12 protein-coding genes are annotated in these 18,901 nt (G+C 67.9%); 9 read left to right on the forward strand and 3 right to left on the reverse strand.

Annotation, left to right across the window (positions count from 1 at the left end; translation table 11 throughout):
- The first annotated feature begins 26 nt into the window (after nucleotides 1–26).
- From ACZ0AA_RS16145 to ACZ0AA_RS16155, 3 genes are all read left to right on the forward strand, one after another.
- The gene (locus tag ACZ0AA_RS16145; RefSeq protein WP_463513568.1) at nucleotides 27–833 is read left to right on the forward strand and encodes a DUF5819 family protein; all 807 of its coding nucleotides are present in this window, start codon (nucleotides 27–29) and stop codon (nucleotides 831–833) included.
- On the forward strand, nucleotides 830–2,104 hold the full coding sequence (locus ACZ0AA_RS16150; protein ID WP_463513569.1) for an HTTM domain-containing protein: 1,275 nt from the start codon (nucleotides 830–832) through the stop codon (nucleotides 2,102–2,104). Before ACZ0AA_RS16145 ends, ACZ0AA_RS16150 begins: the two co-directional genes overlap by 4 nt.
- A gap of 150 nt (nucleotides 2,105–2,254) precedes the next feature.
- On the forward strand, nucleotides 2,255–4,324 hold the full coding sequence (locus ACZ0AA_RS16155; protein WP_400862469.1) for an acyl-CoA dehydrogenase family protein: 2,070 nt from the start codon (nucleotides 2,255–2,257) through the stop codon (nucleotides 4,322–4,324).
- 93 nt (nucleotides 4,325–4,417) lie between these two features.
- Here the strand turns inward: ACZ0AA_RS16155 and ACZ0AA_RS16160 are convergent, their stop codons facing one another.
- Nucleotides 4,418–5,446 carry a hypothetical protein gene (locus ACZ0AA_RS16160; RefSeq protein WP_463513570.1) on the reverse strand — a complete coding sequence of 343 codons (1,029 nt, stop codon included), beginning with the start codon at nucleotides 5,444–5,446 and terminating at the stop codon, nucleotides 4,418–4,420.
- Between the two features lie 113 nt (nucleotides 5,447–5,559).
- Between ACZ0AA_RS16160 and ACZ0AA_RS16165 the strand changes: the two genes are divergently transcribed.
- Together ACZ0AA_RS16165 and ACZ0AA_RS16170 are read left to right on the forward strand one after the other, a co-directional pair.
- Nucleotides 5,560–6,606 carry an NAD(P)-dependent alcohol dehydrogenase gene (locus ACZ0AA_RS16165; protein WP_463513571.1) on the forward strand — a complete coding sequence of 349 codons (1,047 nt, stop codon included), beginning with the start codon at nucleotides 5,560–5,562 and terminating at the stop codon, nucleotides 6,604–6,606.
- 260 nt (nucleotides 6,607–6,866) lie between these two features.
- Nucleotides 6,867–8,414 (forward strand): HNH endonuclease signature motif containing protein, encoded by a 1,548-nt coding sequence (locus ACZ0AA_RS16170; protein WP_400862464.1) that lies wholly within the window; start codon nucleotides 6,867–6,869, stop codon nucleotides 8,412–8,414.
- Nucleotides 8,415–8,577: 163 nt separating this feature from the next.
- Here ACZ0AA_RS16170 and ACZ0AA_RS16175 read toward each other — a convergent pair whose 3' ends face one another.
- Both ACZ0AA_RS16175 and ACZ0AA_RS16180 read right to left on the reverse strand, forming a co-directional pair.
- Nucleotides 8,578–9,252, reverse strand: a complete 675-nt coding sequence (locus tag ACZ0AA_RS16175; protein WP_400862462.1) for a GntR family transcriptional regulator — start codon at nucleotides 9,250–9,252, stop codon at nucleotides 8,578–8,580.
- The gene (locus ACZ0AA_RS16180) at nucleotides 9,252–10,010 is read right to left on the reverse strand and encodes a GntR family transcriptional regulator (RefSeq protein ID WP_400862461.1); all 759 of its coding nucleotides are present in this window, start codon (nucleotides 10,008–10,010) and stop codon (nucleotides 9,252–9,254) included. The genes ACZ0AA_RS16175 and ACZ0AA_RS16180 overlap by 1 nt, the downstream gene beginning before the upstream one ends.
- Nucleotides 10,011–10,241: 231 nt before the next feature.
- On the opposite strand from ACZ0AA_RS16180, the gene ACZ0AA_RS16185 reads away from it, so the two are divergent.
- The 4 genes from ACZ0AA_RS16185 to ACZ0AA_RS16200 all read left to right on the forward strand — a co-directional run bounded on the left by ACZ0AA_RS16185 (nucleotide 10,242) and on the right by ACZ0AA_RS16200 (nucleotide 18,821).
- Complete coding sequence (locus ACZ0AA_RS16185; protein ID WP_400862460.1) at nucleotides 10,242–10,898, forward strand: GntR family transcriptional regulator; 657 nt, start codon at nucleotides 10,242–10,244, stop codon at nucleotides 10,896–10,898.
- Between the two features lie 110 nt (nucleotides 10,899–11,008).
- Complete coding sequence (locus ACZ0AA_RS16190; RefSeq protein ID WP_400862459.1) at nucleotides 11,009–11,575, forward strand: DNA-3-methyladenine glycosylase I; 567 nt, start codon at nucleotides 11,009–11,011, stop codon at nucleotides 11,573–11,575.
- Nucleotides 11,576–11,709: 134 nt separating this feature from the next.
- A complete protein-coding gene (locus tag ACZ0AA_RS16195; protein WP_400862457.1) occupies nucleotides 11,710–12,840 on the forward strand; it encodes a serine/threonine-protein kinase in 1,131 nt (376 codons plus the stop codon).
- A complete protein-coding gene (locus ACZ0AA_RS16200; RefSeq protein WP_463513572.1) occupies nucleotides 12,840–18,821 on the forward strand; it encodes an Ig-like domain-containing protein in 5,982 nt (1,993 codons plus the stop codon). Before ACZ0AA_RS16195 ends, ACZ0AA_RS16200 begins: the two co-directional genes overlap by 1 nt.
- Nucleotides 18,822–18,901 lie beyond the last annotated feature (80 nt).

The following is an 18,901-nucleotide window of genomic DNA, read 5'->3' on the forward strand; positions in this document are numbered from 1 at the left end:
CGGTGAGAACGATGTGGATGGGCACGATGACTGAGACCTCACCGGAAACGCAGGATGCGGCGATCGCCAGTGCCGCCCCGCGACCGCGCCCGACCTGGTGGGTGAAGCTCATCGCGTTCGCCGCCTGTCTGCTGACCCTGTGGCATGTGGGCGCGTCGTTCCTCTGGATCGCACCGTATTCGGCACTGCGCGAGATTCCCACGCAGGAGGTCCTGGCCGGATACATGCTGCCCATGTTCGGTCAGTCGTGGAGCGTCTTCGCTCCCGAGCCGATCAACGGCGACTACCACTTCAACGTGCGCGCCGTCATCGAGAAGGACGGCCAGGAGATCGAGACCGGCTGGGTGAGCGCCACCGATGTCGAGCTCTCGATGATCCGCTACAACCTGTTCCCCCCTCGCGCCGGCATCCAGTCGAGCGAGGTCGCGAGTGGTCAGATGAACGCGTTCAACAAGCTGAACGACGATCAGAAGGCCATCGTCGGACTCGACTTCGCCGAGGACGACTGGGAAGAGTGGATGGTGCGCTCTTTCGATGAGCTCGAGGGCGAGAACCCGTCGACCGAGGCGTACATGGCCGAGGAGCACCTCTCCACCGCCTACGCCACTCAGGTGGCCTATGCGATCTGGGGTGCTGACGCGGTCATCAGGGTGCAATACCGCGTGAGCCGACAGAACGTCGTCCCCTACGCCGACCGCAACGATCCGAGCGCGCAGCGCCCCGATCCCACGTTTTCGACCACCGGGTGGCGACTGCCTATGGAAGAGGAAGGGCAGAGTCGCGAGAACTTCGCCGACACCTTCCGTGCACAGTTCGAGAGGATCCAGCCGTGAGCGCGCCGATCAGGACCGCGCCCAAGGGAGACGCGAAGAAGAAGAAGGATGCGGCACCGCAGAGCGCCGCGTCGAAGAGCGCTGCACCGAAGAGCGGTGCACCGAAGAGCGCCGCACCGAAGAGCACCGTGACGGCGCCGGCTCCGGCATCCGCTCCCACGACGCCGGAGCGGGCACCGGCACCGGCGCCCGCTCCTGTCCCCGCTCCGCCACGATCCTTCGTGACGCGGCTCCTCAGCTTCGCCTCGTCGATGATCGGCGGCCTGTGGTCGATGATCCTCTCGGCGATCGATCGGATCTCGGCATTCGTGGGGGACTGGCTCTTCAACGGCAAGAAGGCCCTCTACGGCCTGGCGGTCACGCGCATCCTGTTCGGGATCACGGCGATCGGCCTGCTCGCGTCGAACTTCAGCACTCGTCTCTACACGTTCGGCTCGGGGTCGGCGTGGAACGGTGAGCTCGCCGAACCCGTCAGCGAGTTCCCGAAGATCTGGATCTTCAGTGCGTTCCATGCGGCGATGGGCAACGACGTCCTCTACACCGCTCTCTATCTGCTGCTCGGCGTGCTGGCCGTGCTGTTCGTGCTGGGCTGGCGCTTCAGGATCGTCCTTCCCGTGTTCTTCTGCCTCTGGGTCGGGTTCATCGAAGCCAACGACATGGTGGGCGACCAGGGCGACAACATGTTCCGCATCGCGCTGCTCCTGTTGTTCTTCGCCGATCCGGCCGCTCGCTGGTCGCTCGACGCCAAGCGTCGTGCGAAGAACGGAGAGTGGTTCGCGCCGGGAAGCCAGCCGGCTCTTCTGGGCACGGTCTTCCACAACCTGGCCCTCGTGGCGCTCACCGCTCAGGTGTGCTTCGTCTACGCTTCCGGTGCCCTGTACAAGGCCGGCGGTGCGCCCTGGGAGGAGGGGTACGCGGTCTACAACCCGCTGCAGACCTCTCGGTTCGGCACGTGGCCGGTGCTGAGCGATCTCGTCACGACCTGGGGGCCGATGGTCGTCGCGGCGACCTGGGGATCGATCATCCTGCAGGTGGCGTTCCCGCTGATGCTGCTCACCCGTCCGACTCGGCTCATCGGTCTCATCGGCATCCTCTCGTTCCACATCGGCATCGGCGTGCTGATGGGACTGCCGTGGTTCTCGCTCACGATGATCGCGATCGACTCGATCTTCATCCGCGACCGCACCTGGGCGCGTCTGAGCTCCGGGACGAGACGGCGCTGGGAGCAGGCGCAGACGGCCCCACCGCGGCCTGCAGGTGTGGAGGTCTGAGCGCGCGGACTCGCGCGGACTGTGGTCTGACGACAATCGGTCGGGGAGATGTGCCCGCCGGTGGTTGGAGGATGCGCACACAGCAGTTCGCTCCTGGTTGTGGCAGACCTACCATGTGAGTATCCCTACTTCCCTCTGAGAGGAACGCTCATGGTCGACGCCGCCGTCCGTCCGAAGACGACTCGCACACACACCGACAACGCAGACGCGAACCTTCGATTCGACGTCGCCAGGGTCACCGACCTGCTGATGGGCACGTGGGCGGACACCCGCCGCGAGGCGCGCGAGATGATCAAGGACTCCGCGTTCTGGCGCCAGGATGAACTGGGCAAGGACGAGCACCGTGAGCGCGTGCTCAGCCAGCTGCACCTGCTCGTCGACAACAAGGCCGTGCACCGCGCGTTCCCCACGTCCCTCGGCGGCTCGGATGACAACGGCGGGAACATCGCCGGTTTCGAGGAGCTCGTCGTCGCCGATCCGAGCCTGCAGATCAAGTCGGGCGTGCAATGGGGGCTGTTCGGATCGGCGATCCTGCAGCTCGGCACGACCGAGCATCACGAGAAGTGGCTCCCCGGAGTCATGGATCTCACGATCCCGGGTGCCTTCGCGATGACCGAGATCGGGCACGGATCCGACGTCGCCGCTGTCGGCACGACCGCGACGTACGACCCCGAGACCGAGGAGTTCGTCATCCACACGCCGTTCCGCGGCGCGACGAAGGAGTACCTCGGCAACGCCGCGTTGCACGGGGTGGCGGCGACCGTGTTCGCGCAGCTGATCACGAACGGCGTCAACCACGGAGTGCACTGCTTCTACGTGCCGCTGCGCGGTGAAGACGGAGTCGACCTGCCCGGCATCGGACGAGAGGATGACGGGCTCAAGGGGGGATTGAACGGCATCGACAACGGTCGCCTGAGCTTCGATCAGGTGCGCGTTCCCCGCACGAACCTGCTCAACAAGTACGGCGACGTCGCCGCAGACGGCACGTACTCGAGCGCGATCGACAGCCCGGGTCGCCGCTTCTTCACGATGCTCGGCACCCTGGTGCAGGGTCGCGTCTCGCTCGATGGCGCAGCGTCGTGGGCCTCCGCTCTGGGGCTCAAGATCGCGATCACCTACGCCACCCAGCGTCGTCAGTTCGACGGTGCTGACGGCCAGGAGGTCGTGCTCCTCGACTACGGCAAGCACCAGCGTCGCCTCTTCCCGCGGCTCGCGACGACGTATGCGCAGATCTTCGCGCACGACGAGTTCCTGCAGAAGTTCGACGGGGTGTTCTCCGGTCGTACCGACACCCCCGATGATCGTGAAGATCTCGAGACTCTGGCCGCAGCGCTCAAGCCGCTGTCGACCTGGCATGCGCTCGACACGCTGCAGGAGGCGCGGGAGGCGTGCGGCGGTGCCGGCTTCATGTTCGAGAACCGTCTCGTGGGCCTCCGCGCGGACCTCGACATCTATGTCACGTTCGAGGGCGACAACAACGTGCTGCTCCAGCTCGTCGGCAAGCGGCTGCTGACCGACTACGCCAAGCAGTTCACCGGCAAGGATGCTGCGGCACTGGCCAAGTTCGCCGTCGGGATGACCGCGGGGAAGCTGTTCCACGGTGCCGGTCTGCGTCAGTTCGGGCAGTCGGTCGTCGACCTCGGCCAGGTCTCGCGTTCGGTCGAGAACGGCCTGCGCGAAGAGCAGCAGCATCTGCTGCTCGCTGAGCGCGTGCAGCAGATGGTCGCCGATGTCGCCGGGCGCCTGCGCCCGGCGGGCAAGGACAAGGTCCTCGGCGCGAAGCTGTTCAACGAGAACCAGGCCGAACTGATCGAGGCGGCTCGCGCACACGGCGAGCTGCTGCAGTGGGAGGCGTTCACGGATGCCGTCCACCGAGTCGATGACGCCGACACCAAGAAGGTGCTCACGTGGCTGCGCGACCTCTTCGGCCTGCAGCTCATCGAGAAGCACCTCGCGTGGCATCTCATCAACGGGCGCCTCTCCACGCAGCGCGCCGCTGCGGTCTCGCGGTACATCGATCGTCTGTGCGCACGGCTGCGCCCGTATGCCCTCGATCTGGTCGACGCCTTCGGATACGAGCCCGAGCACGTGCGCGCGCCGATCGCGTCCGGTGCTGAGCGAGAGCGCCAGGACGAGGCCCGCGAGTACTACGCGGCGCTCGCGGCATCCGGCGATGCGCCTGTGCTGGAGAAGACGCTGAAGAAGAACGCCAAGCGCTGAGGCTGAGCCCGCAGAACACAGAACCGGCCGGAATCCTGGGATTCCGGCCGGTTCGCTTCTGTCTGAGCCGACGTCGTGCGGCGGCTCCGTGAGTTACGGGCCGGGCTGGGGCGGGTACGGCGCGGCGGGCGGCTGCTGACCGGGGACCGGCGGGTACGGATGCTGCATCGGCGCTGGTGGGTGCTGCACTGGTGGGTACTGCGCCTGTGGATATTGCGCGTGCACCGAGGTGTCGGGTGTCGTCGCTCCGGCCGCTCCGGCCGCTCCGGCCGCTCCGGCCGCTCGCGCGTGAGCGCCGATGCGCAGCAGCACCGCTGTGAAGGCCAGATAGATGAGTCCGGCCGCGGCTCCTCCGCCGTGCAGAAGGAGGCTCGGCGCGACGGTGTTCATCCCTCGCGGTAGCTCGAAGAGCGCAGGCATCACGGCATCGCGGGCCACCACGAGCAGGATGCTGCCGACGAGGAGCACGAGGGCGGGAACGACAAGGGCGAACCGCGACCAGCGGGTCACGGTGATCCCGGCGATCACGAGCAGAGCCCCGACGACGACTGCGAAGCCGGGCCCGGGACGCACGTCGAACTGGAACCGCTGCAGGGCGAACAGCGTTCCCTCGGCGATTCCCCAGGTGATCGACCAGGCGCCCGCAGCGAGCAGCAGCGGGGCGACGATCAGGCCGACCACGCCGAGCGCGGCACTCTTCGGTCGAGGATCGCGGCGGACGAGGGTGAGCACCAGACCCATCGCCCCGAGCGCGGCCAGAACGACGAGCGGCAGGCCGTACACGAAGCCGTCGACCCACTCCCTGGGTGCGATGCCGTAGAGCCATGACAGGGTCACGGGAAAGACGGCGACGATCAGCGGCACGATGCTGAAGATGCCGATGACGATCAGACCGGCTGAACTCCACACACCGGTGAGCACGACGAGGATGAGCAGCGTGAGACCGAGGATCTGCATCAGCAGAGGTCCGGTCAGCGACGCGAGGTCGCCGTCGCTGGCGTACGCGAAGAATGTGAGGATCATGGTCTGTCCGCCGACAGACAGCAGAGTCAGGGCGATGGGCGTGAGCACGAGAGCGATCACGCTGGTGATCAGTCGGGCGGTCAAGGTCGAGCGGTGCATGGGACTTCCCCTCCGGAGTCGTAGCCCCAACGTATCGATCACACAGGGGTAGCGCACAGGGCGTCGCGGGTAGTGTCGATCTGCCCACTCCGAACCGACCCGAGGAGTCTTCGATGACCCGTGTCCATGCCTACGCCGCACCCAGCGAAGCCGCGCCGCTCGAGAAGACCGTGATCGAGCGCCGCGAACTCGGAGCGAACGACATCCTGATCGATATCGCATTCGCCGGAATCTGCCATTCCGACATCCACACCGTCCGCGGTGACTGGGGTCCGCAGAGCTACCCGCTCGCGCCGGGGCACGAGATCGCCGGTACCGTCGCCGCCGTCGGTGCCGACGTCACGAAGCACTCGGTGGGCGACCGCGTCGGGGTCGGGTGTCTCGTGAACTCATGCGGAGAGTGCCGCAACTGCCTGCGCGGCGATGAGCAGTTCTGCTCCAACGGCGCGGTCTTCACCTACGGCAGCCCGGATCGCGATGGCACCATCACTCAGGGCGGATACTCCGAGCAGGTCGTCGTGACCGAGTCCTTCGCCGTGCGCATCCCCGACGCCCTCGGACTCGACGTCGCAGCCCCGCTTCTGTGCGCGGGCATCACCACCTACTCACCGTTGCGGCACTGGAACGTCGGCCCCGGCACGCGGGTGGCGGTCGTCGGACTCGGCGGACTGGGCCACATGGGCGTGCAGATCGCCCACGCGCTCGGCGCTGAAGTGACGGTGCTGTCGCAGACCCTGAGCAAGAAGGACGACGGGCTTCGCCTCGGCGCAGACCACTACTACGCGACGAGCGATCCCGAGACGTTCCGCTCGCTGCGCGGATCCTTCGACGTCATCCTCAACACGGTCAGCGCCGTGGTCGACCTTCGTGCGTACCTCGGTCTGCTCGATGTGGGTGGGTCGATGGTCTGCGTCGGAGCGCCCGCAGAACCGCTCGCGGTCAACGTGTCGTCATTGATCGGCGGACGTCGGTCCCTCGCCGGATCGAACATCGGCGGCATTCGCGAGACCCAGGAGATGCTCGACTTCTGCGCAGAGCACGGGATCGCCGCCGAGATCGAGATCATCTCGGCCGCGCAGATCAACGAGGCCTACGAGCGTGTGCTCGCCTCCGATGTGCGCTACCGCTTCGTGATCGACGCCGCGACCATCGCGGACTGACTTTCTCGAGGGCCCCCGGGGCGGCTGCCCCGGCGGCCCTCGGGGGCGTTCATATTCGGGGGCTCCCTTTTCGGGGGCCCTTCCGTCTTCCTCTTCGTTCCTTTTCTCCTGTCGTCCTCCTCCTCTCTTTTCTGCTTCTCCCTCGTCGCGCCCGCGCTGGCGTCGCGCTATATCGGGAGATCGGAATATGAAGTTGGTCTGGGATAAATATGGGTGGTTTCGGGGTTCGAATGTCGGTGGTCCCGGGTTGACTCGGGGGTATGAACAGCACTGCGGAGCTCCTGGATAGGGTCATCGCCGACCTTGACGCGGTGCTGTCCGATGACGCGCTCGCGGGGCTGACCGATGCAGACCGGATCATGGTGCTGCAGGGCGCAGGGGCGGTGTTCCGGCGGGCTGAAGCCCTGGTCGTCGAGACCGTCGCGACCGGGGACATGGGCGACTTTCCTCACTCCGCAGGGTGTCGGGGGATGAACGAGCTGCTGCAACGGACGATGGGCGTCGATGTGCGGGGAGCGGCCAGGGTCGACAAGATCGTCGATCTGGTGCGGCGGCCGGTGAGTCTGGCGGGGGAGAGGATGCCGGCCCGATGGTCTGAGATGCGGCTGGCGCTGCTCGACGGGGTGATCGGGGTCGCCGGGTTTCTGGCAGCGACGGGACCGATCGAGAAGGTGTGGGATCGCCTCACGGTCGATCAGCGGTTGGCGGCGGATGCCGCGTTGGCGGGGTGTGCGCGCGGGCACGGCCTCGTGGCCGACGCTGACGATGACGGCCCGGATGCTGATGAGCCGGGTCCGGCGCCGACTGCGCAGGACTTGAAAGCGCTCGCGGAGGACCTCGCGTCGATGTTCGACCCCGATGGGGAGGAACCGAAGGATGAGGACTCCCGTCGTCGCCGGGGCATCACGATCGGTCGTCTCACGGACGGCGTGCACGCGATCCGCGGGTATCTGACACCGGATGCTGCTGCCCAGTTGCAGCTCATCCTGGACGCGATCCTCAACCCCAAGGGCGACGGCCCGCCCATGCCCGGAGTGCACTTCTCCCCGAGCGAGGGCGCCGATGCGGATGCGGAGGCGGATGCGGATGCGGAGGCCGATGCTGCCGCGGACGATGCCGACCCGTTCAATTCAGATCCGCGGTGTGTGATCGATGACCGCACCGCGGCGCAGAAGCGCCACGATGCTCTCGCCGCGGCCCTGGCGATCGCGGCCCGCCACAAAGACATGCCCACCCTCGGGGGCGCCTCACCGGTGCTCGTCGTGAACGTTGACGCGAAAGACCTTGCACACGGGGCCGCCTTCGGTGCAGGCGGTGCAGGCGGTGCGGGTAATGGTGGGTGGGCGACGATTCCCGGATCCGGCGCGCACGTCCCGGTCTCCGTCGCAGCGCAGGCCGCGTGCACCGGGGTGATCCAACGGGTCCTGTTCGATGAGGGTCGCATCATCGGGATCACGACCACCGACCGGGTGTTCACGGTTCATCAACGGAGGGCGATCATCGCCCGCGACAAGGAGTGCCTGATCCCCGGGTGCCATGTTCCCGCGTCCTGGTGCGAGATCCACCACGTCACCGAACATGCCAGAGGTGGGCCGACCCATACGGACAATGGCGTGCCGTTGTGCTGGTGGCATCACCGATCCCTCGACACCTCCCAGTGGGAGATCCGCATGGCGAACGGCCTCCCCGAAGTCCGAGGTCCGGCATGGTGGGACCCCGCACGGCAATGGCGCATACCGAGGCTCAGCCTCCCGACCACATGGACGTTCGGCGCGCTCCGATACGAATCCGACCACACGGTCGCTTGACCCAGCGGTCGCATGACCACACTGTCGCATGGCCACACGGTCGCATGACCACACGGTCGCTTGACCACACGGTCGCTTGACCCAGCGGTCGCATGTATCGCTGGCATCGACACGATGCGCACCGTGTGCGCCGCGACGGCGCGACCGCGTGACCAGCTGACGGTCAGTCCGTCGGATCCGGCTCGCGGTAGAACTCGAGGAAGTTGCTGCGCGTCGCCGCATGCAGCTCATGGATGACGTCTCCGGCTCGCTCACCGTCGCGCGCGTCAGCCGCCTCGGTGATCTCCCGGATGAACTCGAGCGCCTGCTGGGGGGTGACGAGGTTCTCGCGCGGTGCCAGGAAGCGCACGAGCTGGAACGAGAGGGTCTCCGCCTTCGCGCGCAGCACGGAATTCGTGGCGGCGCGCACGACGACGAGGAAGTATCGGCGGATCGCCAGGCCCAGAGCAGCGGCATCATCCGCATCCACTGCGTCCTCGACGTGAGCCAGCTCGCGACGGAGGTCCGCGACATCCGCATCGGTGAGATCGGCAGTGGTGGTGCGAGCAAGATGCTCGTGGATCACGCCGGTCACGAACAGGCTCTCGTTGATCGCAGCGATGTTCACGGGTGCCACCCGCGTGTGACGGTGCGGCACCAGCTCGACCACATCCTCCTCGGCGAGCCTGTTGAGCGCCTCGCGGATCGGCGTTCTCGACGACCCGAGCCAGGTCATGAGCTCCTCATCGTGAAGCACCTCGCCCGGTTCGAGTGTGCCGTCGAGGATCGCCCCGAGGATCGTGTCGTAGACCTCGTCGCGCAACAGGCGCCGTGTTCGAGGAGCGTTCTTCGTCGGCATCAGTCGATCTCGCTCTCACGTCCGGCAGCCACTGGCGCTGCGGCGGCGCCGGCGATGGCATCACCGGCGGCAGCACCGGCGGCCGGCCCAGCCGGAGCCGATTCTGCCGCATCGCGAGCCGACACGCTCGCAACCCCCGCAGTGAAGTACGCCCGCGCGGCTTCGGCCGCCGCATCCGCATCCCCGGACGCCGAGGCTGCGGCAAGCGCATCGAGCGCCTTCGATGTGTCGGTCGCGTCGAGCGCGCCAGGTCGGGCGGTGATCATCCGGGTGACGTGCGGCACTGACTTCTCGCGGATGCGCTGGACGACAGTGTTGCGGTAGCGATCGATGAACACGCTCATCATGGCGTCCACGATGCGGGCCCGTTCGAGCGCGTTCGAGGTCCGACTCACCTTCGCGTGCAGTTCACTGATCTGCGCCTGATCCGCGTCCGTCAGAATCGGAACAGCCTCGCGGACCGTCGCGGAGTACACGACTCCGAGCATCTCCATCTCCTCCGCGAACCTCACCGAATCGAGAGGCGCGATGCGGGTGCCGCGTTGGGGACGAACCTCGATCAGCCCCATCCCCGCGAGCCGGTTCACGGCTTCCCTGATCGGGGTGCGTGAGGCGCCCAGCCAGCCCTCGAGCTGCTTGTCGGAGATCGGCTCTCCCGCTGCCAGGTCGCCGACGACGATGGCGTCGAGAAGCGTGTCGAAGATCTGATCGCGCAGCAGCTTGCGAGGCATCTGCGCCGGCGTCTTGGGCACAGGCATGGCTCAATGCTAGTCGGAACCATCTGGGTACCTGATATATCAATCCCCCGCAATATATACCCGTCGAGAGAGCTCCTCGACTGGCCCATCGCTGGGAGTGACGCGCGGCCGCCGCGCCAACAGCGCGAACCATCGCATCGGCACATCAAAATATCTATCGATTTGTGCTGACCACTTACTTATGTCATCCTCTAATCATCCAATATGTTAGTTGATGAGAGTGATGTGGACATGCCGACGGGCTCCCTCGAGGAACAACTGAGACCGCAGCTTCTCAGCGGCCTCGCCTACGAGCGACTTCTCGAGGAGATCGTGAGTGGCCGTATCCCGCCAGGTCAGCGGTTGCGACTCGACCTGCTCGCGCACGCCTGGGCCGTCTCGCGAACCCCGGTGCGCGAGGCGTTGCAGAGACTCGTCGACATGCGATTCGTCCAGGTGTCGCCGAGCGCGGGGACCCGCGTGGCTGAATGGTCGCGCATCGACATGATCGAGCGCGCTCATGTCGTCGGTCGTCTGATCGTCGAGAAGACCTGCGCCGGTCCGCCGGTGAGAGCGCACTCGAACGCGCCTCGGATCGCGGAGGGCGCCTGCGAGCTGCGCGGCTACCTCGAACTCTCCGAACAGCTCATCTCCCGAGAACTCGGCCGACTCGGTGACCGCATCGTCAGGGACCACATCGACCCGCTGCGCCTGTTCGTCGATCCCCGGACCGCGCTCCATCACGGCGTCGACTTCGAGGCCGATCGCGACTCGCGGCGTGATCTCCTCACGCAGGCCATCGACGCCATCGGGCGGCAGGACCCCGGCGCGGCCCGCGTCGCGCTCGAGGCGTTCTCGACATCCTTCATCTCTGCGCTCGGATCCGGAACCGCGCAGCGCGCCGCCTAGACCTGTCGCCGGCGCCGTTCCGATCGTTCTCACGCGGACTCGGCGGGTGCATTCCCGGCGTCCGGCACGGAGATCCGCCCGACGTCGGTGGACCCGGCTAGCGTGGGCACATGACGTCACTGATCGCCGGCCCCGACGGACGCGACCGATGCGGCTGGGTCGGCGACGACGCGGAGTACCGTCGGTATCACGACGAAGAATGGGGCACGCCTCTGCGCGGCGACCGGGCGCTGTTCGAGAAGATGGCGCTCGAGGGCTTCCAGGCGGGTCTCTCGTGGATCACCATCCTCCGCAAGCGACCGCGGTTCCGCGAGGTCTTCGCCGGTTTCGACCCTGAGCTGGTCGCCGAGTTCGGTGAATCAGACGTCGAGCGGCTCATGGCGGATGCAGGGATCATCCGCAATCGGGCGAAGATCGAGGCCACGATCGGCAACGCCCGCATCGTCCGCTCGATGGCGGAGGGCGAGCTCGACGAGCTGATGTGGTCGTTCGCGCCGGCGCCCGGCGCCCGACCCGCGTCCTTCGCGGAGGTTCCGGCTGTGACGACGGAGTCGACCGCCATGAGCAAGGAGCTGCGGCGTCGCGGTTTCAGATTCGTCGGTCCGACCACGATGTACGCCCTGATGCAATCGGCAGGCATGGTCGACGATCACGTGGCGGGATGCTGGAGAGCGTGATGCTCGAGGTCTCGAAAGCGCGCCTTCGGGATCATCCATGCCCTCGATATACTCGTTGATCGGGGGGATCGCCCAGCGCAGCGCGCAGGGCGAATGCAGAGCGCGGTCTCCCATCCGACCGTGAGGAGCAAGGGGTGGCCACGCGCATGGCATCGACACCGCCGACGCTGGCGGGGTACAGCTACGTGCGCCCGCTGGGTTCGGGTGGGTTCGCCGATGTCTTCCTGTACGAACAGGACATGCCGCGACGCGTCGCCGCTGTGAAGGTGCTGCTGGCCGATGCGGTGAACCGCGAGGTGCTCCGCACCTTCAATGTCGAGGCCGACATCTCCGCGAGACTCAGCGCACACCCCTCGATCGTGACGATCTATCAGGCGTCGATCTCCGCCGACGGCCGTCCGTACTTCGCGATGGAGTACTGCCCCGACACCATGAGCGCTCGCTACAAGAAGGCGCCGTTGGCCCTCGCCGAGGTGCTCGACACCGGCGTTCGCATCGCCGGCGCGCTCGAGACCGTGCACAGGGCGGGTCTTCTGCATCGCGACATCAAGCCGTCGAACGTGCTCATCAACTCGCTCGGGGCTCCCGTGCTCGCCGACTTCGGCATCGCAGCCGCTGTGATCGACGAGGGCGACGGAGAGACGATCGCGATGTCTGTGCCGTGGAGCTCGCCCGAGGTGCTTCAGGAGCGGGTCTCCGGATCGGTCCCGAGTGAGATCTGGAGCCTCGGAGCCACCCTCTACACGCTGCTCGCCGGAAGAAGCCCGTTCGAGAGGGCGGATCGCGGGTCCAATTCACGCGATCAGCTCACCGAGCGGATCATCAAGGCGCGCTACACGGCGGTGCCGGTCGACGGCATCCCCCCGATCATCGACGAGATCTTCGCGATTGCGATGCACCGCGATCCTGCCAAGCGGTTCGCGAGCATGGCCGACTTCGCCGAACGACTCCGCTGGGCGCAGTACGAGCTGGGTCTGCACCCGACCGCGTTCGAGGCGGCCTCCGCCGAGTGGGCCGCCGCGGCTCCCGTCAGCTTCTCGGACTCCACGGCCCGTGGCCCGGTGATCACGACGGTCGCTCCCGACTCTCGGCGCGCCGAGCGTGCCGCACGGCAGCAGGCGACGCCCCGCGACCGCGACGAACTGCCCGCCGCGCGCACGAAGACCCGTTCGCCCCTCGTCGCCGGGGTGATCGGCGCGCTGATCGGAGCCGCAGTGCTCGCCTCTGTCGGCATCGTCGCGCTCAACCTCACCGGGGTTCTGTGATGGCGATCGGCGATCGCGCCCGCGCGGAGGCCAACCCCCGATCACGGGGGCGCCTGATCGCGGCGATCTCCGGCATCGCCGCGCTGGCAGTGGTGCTCACCCTCGCCATCACCGCGCAGGGCTACCAGTCGCAGGAGGTGCCGCGGCTCGAGTCGTCGGTCTGGGTCATGCGCGACAGCGGTCAATACGCACGCGTGAACACCGAGCTCGCCGAGATCGACACGGTGCGCAACGTCGACGACCCTGAGGCGGTCTGGCAGAACGGCTCCGCGGCCGTGGTCTACGCACAGGGCAACAGGCAGCGCTGGGACGTGGACCCCGCGAGTCCCGCCGATCTCCTCTCCGACTCGTCGGAGGAGGGCACGCCGATCGCTTCCGAGCCGACACCGGCGGGCACGCGGGAGATCCTCTCCGCCGGTGCATACGTCGCGTATCGCACGGACACCGGGCAGGTGTCGGTGACCACGCTCGACGCCGGCGCCGCCACTGCTCTCGTCGACCCGTTCGCGGGCGTCGAGGTGGAGGAAGGCGAGGATCCTCCGACGTACACGGCGGATGCGATCGGGCTGTCGCCCGAAGGGCTGCTGGTGCTCTACTCCGCCGACGAGGGGGCGATCCGGCGGTTCGACATCGACGAGTACCGCTTCCTCGGCGATCCCGAGTCGGTCTCCCAAGCTCCGGATGCCGCGGACGGCCTGACCGCCACGGTCGTGGGAGATCGCTGGGCGATGCTCCAGGCGGGCTCCGGCGAGCTGTGGCTCCAGGGGCGCGACGAGCCGCTCGAGCTCGATGTCGTCGAGGACGCACGCCTGCAGGAGGGCGCCGACTCCGGCGAAGCGGTGTTGATCGCCGACTCCGACGGCCTCGTGTCCGTCGATCTCGCTTCCGGTGAGTCGGAGCGCATCGCCGAGGCGTCGGGCGTCCCGGCCACGCCCGTCATCGTGGACGGCGAGGTCTACGCGGCCTGGCTCGACACCGGTGCAGGAACGCTGTGGGCAGGGGGCGAGACCGTTCCGCTGCGCGTTCCGGATGAGGCCCTCGACTCCTCGACGATCGAACCGGTGTTCCAGGAGAACGGCGACAGAGCGGTGCTGAGCGAGATCGGCACCGGACTCATCTGGACCGCCCCTGACGGCGTGCTCATCCCGCTCGAGCAGTGGGCGATCGAAGACGACACCGAGCAGCAGGAGGGCACGATCATCGTCGAGGACGTGGCCGAGCAGCTGCCGCCCGTCGCGGTCGACGATGCATTCGGCGTGCGCGCGGGGGAGCAGGTGATCCTGCCGGTGCTGCTCAACGACCACGATCCGAACAAGAAGGACGTGCTGTCGATCGACCCGGACTCGGTCTCGGGCGGGCTCGGCGACCCCGCATTCGGCGATCTCACACTCGTCGCCAACGGGCAGTCGCTCGTCGTCGACGTCAAGGCGGGGTCTGGGCAGGTCAGCTTCACCTACGCGGTCACGGATGGCGCCGCAGTGTCATCCCCTGCGACCGTGACGCTGACCGTCGTCGACCAGGAGACCAACTCCGCACCGGTGTGGTGCGGAGTGGACGCCTGTCAGCAGGAGTGGCCGACACCGCAGCTCCTTCCCGGTGGCAGCACCGTCGTCTCGGCGCTGTCGGGCTGGGTCGATCCCGAGGGCGATCCGTTCGTCCTCAGCGATGCCTATGAGACCGACTCCTCGTCGCCCGTCATGGTCGTGCCGATGGCGGACGGACGGGTGGCCATCCGCCACACCGACCCCAACGCCGCCGACGCGGTGATCTCGGTCACGGTCGTCGTCGAAGACGTGCACGGCGCGTCGGCCGAGAAGACCCTCGATGTCCAGGTCACCGGCAGCCCGGCCCTGGTCGCCGCACCGGTGGCGCTGACCGCCCGTGTCGGAGACCTGCAGTCCGTCCGCATCTCGGACCACCTGTCCGGAGGGTCCGGCTCGTACCGTCTGGTCGACGCCGTGCAGACCGCCGCGACCGCTCAGGGACTCGAGGTCAACCCCAACGCGGCATCGGGCACCGTCGAGATGACGGTCGCCGAACCCGGTCAGTACGTCGTGACCTACACGGCCCAGGACGTCTCGACCCAGGCCGAGCAGTCGGCGGTCATCCGCATCACGGCCGTCGACGGATCCGCCGGCCTCGCGATGGCGCCCCTCACCGCGTTCGTGCGCGAGGGCGAGGACACGACGGTCGACGTCCTCCGTGCCGTGCAGAACACCAGCGGGCGCGTGCTGATGCTGGCGGATGCCGTGAGCTCGACGCCGCAGCTCGGCGTGCGCGTGGTCGGCAACGAGAGCATCCGCGTGAACGGCACGACGGAGGATGGCGAGCCCGGGGTCATCGGCAAGGCCACCGTCACGGTCGCCGACGGAACCGGAGCCGCTGTGCAGGGCACGGTCACGGTCTTCCTCACGCCGCCGTCGACGGTCACCCGCCCGATCGTGTTCCCCGATGCGATCACGGTCCGTGCCGGTTCGCTCACGCGCATCAACGTCGCGGCGAACGATGTGGCGCCGCGCGGCGAACCCCTCGTGGTGCTGCCCGAGGTGACCGGGTCGGGCGAAGCCGGCGAGCTGGTCTTCGCCGACCGCAACGCGCTGCGATACCTCGCACCCTCGACGCCGGGCACCTACCGCCTCACGTACTCGGTGTCGCTCGAGCGCAATCCTGCTCTCTCCGACAACGGCGTCGTCACGGTCACGGTCGTCCCCCCGGGGACGAACCGCGCGCCGACGCCGTCGACGCTGACGGGCCGGGTCCTCAGCGGTCAGACGGTGTCGCTGCCCGTGCCGTCGACCGGCATGGACAGTGACGGCGATCGCGTGGTCCTCGCAGGCATCGACCAGCCTCAGAAGGGTGCCGGCACTGCGACGATCTCGGCCGACGGCGACGCGATCGTCTACCGGGCGCCCGCGGGCGGCGTCGACGGAGGTCAGGTGACCTTCCGCTACACGGTGCGCGATCCTCAGGGCGAGCAGGGGAGCGGTGTGGTCCGCGTCGGCGTGCTCGACGCCGACATCGACGACGCAGCTCCCGTGACCTTCAGCGACTACGTGCGGGTGGAAGCCGGCTCGACCACCCCGATCGTCCTGGACCCGCGTCTGAACGACCTCGACCCGGCGCAGAGCGACCTGGAGATCACCGAGCTCGTGCCCAACGCGCCTCCGGTCAAGGGCAACCCGCTGTACGACCGCCTGAACGCGCTGATCGACCCCGACACCTCTCTCGAGGACGGCCGCATCGTGCTCCGTGCGGGAGACACCGCGGGCACGAACTCCTACTTCTACACCGTCAGGTCCACGCGCACGTCGAGCACGTCGCAGGGGCTGATCGTCGTCACCGTGACCGACGGTGCCGTCGCCGATCAGCCGAGCGTCTCCGACACCGTGCTCACCGCACGCGACAGGGAAGACCTCCCGGATCGCGGCATCGACGTCGTGACCGACCGCGTGAGCTGGCCGTCGGGCGATGCCTCCTCGCTCACGCTGAGTCTGTGGGGCGACCAGCCCGGATTCACGGTGCAGGGCGACCGCATCGTGGGTGCGGCGCCGGAGGACGGCGCGCTGGTTCCCTTCCAGCTCAAGGGCAAGGGGTCGGGCGGCAGAGACGTGGTCGCCTACGGGTTCCTGCGCATTCCCGCCTTCGACGACATGCAGGTGCAGCTGAAGCCCGGTTCGACCCCCGTCGTGGTCGACGAGGATGCGTCGGTCTCGTTCGACGCGGCAGACTACGTCGACCTGATCGCCTCCGATGCGGTCGAGGTGGGCACCGGGCAGTTCAGTGCGCAGCGCGCGGCCGCGTCGTGCGCCGCAGAGGGCTCGGGCAGCGTGACCTACCGGGCCGGCCGGGAGGCGCCGTGGTCGGACACCTGCCTCGTCCAGGTGCGGCTGAAGGGCCAGGAGCGCTGGTCGTTCATCGACGTGCCGATCAGCATCCGGCCCGCGGAGCCCCAGCTGCTGCTCTCATCGATCTCGCACACGATCGCCCCGGGAACCATCGAGACGGTCGACATGTACTCGAACATGGCCGCCTGGGAGGGCGGCCGCGAGGGCGACGCCGGATCGCTCGAGTATCGGATCGTGTATTCGGGGTCGGCGTTCATCGTCACGAGGAACGGCTCCGAGCTGACCATCGAAGCGCGAGCGGATGCCAGGCCGGGCAACACCGAGAACGTGAGCGTCACGGTGCCGCAGTACGGTGAGCCGTCGGCATCCGTCCGCCTGGTCGTGGGCGCAGCGCCACCCGATGCGCCGCGGGGCGCGACCTTCACGACGCAGTGCGTCGTCACGAACCCGAGCTGCACGATCGATGTCGTCGACGTCGCGGGGGAATACGACCCGTTCGCGGGCAAGCCCGGATCCGGCCTTCGGCTGATGTCGCTGGGTTCGGGCTCGCGGTGCGATGTCGCGTCGATCTCGACCTCTGGGAGCACGTCGATCTCCGCGAGCTGGCCCGGCGGAGGGCAGGCCCCCGGCGGTCAGTGCATCATCCCGTTCGTCGTTTCCGATGCGCAGGGGCGCACCGGCACGGGAACCCTCACTCTCGACCTGCAGGGCTTCCCGCAAGCGCCCGCCAGCGTCACGACCGTCGGATTCACCCGTTCGACCGTCGTGCTCGACGTGCCGCTCGGCGAGGCAGGGCGTGCGCACCCCGCCGTCACCGGCGTGACGATCCTGCAGGACGGATCCCCGGCGGACGCGTCGTGCAGTCCGGCCGGCGGCGCCTACCGCTGCACGGTGAACGGGCTCGTGAACGGGGCGCCGCACGTCTTCACCGCAGCGGCCGTCAACGCGGTCGGCACCTCAGCCGCGACGTCACCGCACACCAGCTGGGCGTATGCCGCCCCGGTGGTGTCGGATGCGACGGCCACGCCCGTGTACCGCCCCGGTGGCACCGAACGCGCACGCGGCATCGTCGAACTCGCGATCGCCGCGTCGGACGACTCCCTCTCCTTCCGTGTCGAGGAGACGGGCCAGGTCATCAACCGCACCGGCGCGACGACGTCGGCCGAGATCGCGCTGGCGCCGGGCCCGCAGAACATCACGATCGTCCCGATCAGCCAGTTCCAGCCGCCTACGGGCGATGGCGGCAACGAGGGCGGTGCCTTCCGCACGTCGGTGACGGCTGCGGGAACCGTCTATTTCGACCCTTCAGGAACGAATGCGGTTGCCGCGTCGAACACCTCGATCAACGTCTCGGGAGTGGCTGCGCAGCCGAACGGCAGCGCGCTGGGTGTCGACGTCGTCTATCTCGCGTGGCGCTCGGGCGATGCGAGCTGCACCGCCGACGGCAACGGGCGGCTGCAGGTCTCGGGCGCAGAGGCGCAGTCGTCGTCCCCCACTCTCGCCCAGCTCGCCGAGTACTCGACCTACAACGTGAAGGCGTGCGCCTCGAACGGCTTCGGCGTGGCGGAGTCGAACACCACCCAGGTCTTCACCTTCACGTTCGTCGAAAGCCCCAAGGGCAAGACCAACTACACGGTGGCGACCCAGCCGTCAGTCGAGGGCAACCGCTACTTCTACGGCCTGGAGTCGCTGCCCGAGATCGGCGCGCGGGACGGCTTCATCGCGCGGTACAACCTGTACGGATCGTGGTACGAGAACTTCGAGCTGAGCTCCGACGCGTCGCCGCTGCCGATCGTCGCGCGGTCCTGCCACGCGGTGCTGACCACCTACTGCTCCGATCCGATCGAGATCACAGCGAGAACCGCACCGACGACGGTGGCCGTGCAGTTCCAGAAGTGCGTGCCGGCGAAGCCGGAGGACGTGTTCGCCATCAGCCCCGCAGCGCGCGGGTCGTTCTCGTACATCTTCACCCCCAGGATCGTCGACGGCATCTCCATGCTCGAGACGAGGATCACCTGGACGGGAGCCTTCGCTCCGCTCAAGCCGATCACGCACCGCGCGCCGCTGTGCACGCAGCCACCGGTCGAGACGCCCGATCCTGTCGACCCGCCCGACCCGCCCGCCCCCGAGGGATGAGCGCTCACATGACGACTCCCTCCTCCCCACCGCCCTGCACCGTGCAGGCGCCCGAGACGAAAACGGTTGCCCTATGCCCG

The organism is Microbacterium sp. AC035, from assembly GCF_979258485.1.

Excerpts from the sequence above, each read along its gene's own strand:
- ACZ0AA_RS16145 (WP_463513568.1), top strand. The coding sequence starts at position 27 with ATGACTGAGACCTCACCGGAAACGCAGGATGCGGCGATCGCCAGTGCC.
- ACZ0AA_RS16155 (WP_400862469.1), top strand. The coding sequence starts at position 2,255 with ATGGTCGACGCCGCCGTCCGTCCGAAGACGACTCGCACACACACCGAC.
- ACZ0AA_RS16160 (WP_463513570.1), bottom strand. The coding sequence starts at position 5,446 with ATGCACCGCTCGACCTTGACCGCCCGACTGATCACCAGCGTGATCGCT.
- ACZ0AA_RS16165 (WP_463513571.1), top strand. The coding sequence starts at position 5,560 with ATGACCCGTGTCCATGCCTACGCCGCACCCAGCGAAGCCGCGCCGCTC.
- ACZ0AA_RS16170 (WP_400862464.1), top strand. The coding sequence starts at position 6,867 with ATGAACAGCACTGCGGAGCTCCTGGATAGGGTCATCGCCGACCTTGAC.
- ACZ0AA_RS16175 (WP_400862462.1), bottom strand. The coding sequence starts at position 9,252 with ATGCCGACGAAGAACGCTCCTCGAACACGGCGCCTGTTGCGCGACGAG.
- ACZ0AA_RS16180 (WP_400862461.1), bottom strand. The coding sequence starts at position 10,010 with ATGCCTGTGCCCAAGACGCCGGCGCAGATGCCTCGCAAGCTGCTGCGC.
- ACZ0AA_RS16185 (WP_400862460.1), top strand. The coding sequence starts at position 10,242 with ATGCCGACGGGCTCCCTCGAGGAACAACTGAGACCGCAGCTTCTCAGC.
- ACZ0AA_RS16190 (WP_400862459.1), top strand. The coding sequence starts at position 11,009 with ATGACGTCACTGATCGCCGGCCCCGACGGACGCGACCGATGCGGCTGG.
- ACZ0AA_RS16200 (WP_463513572.1), top strand. The coding sequence starts at position 12,840 with ATGGCGATCGGCGATCGCGCCCGCGCGGAGGCCAACCCCCGATCACGG.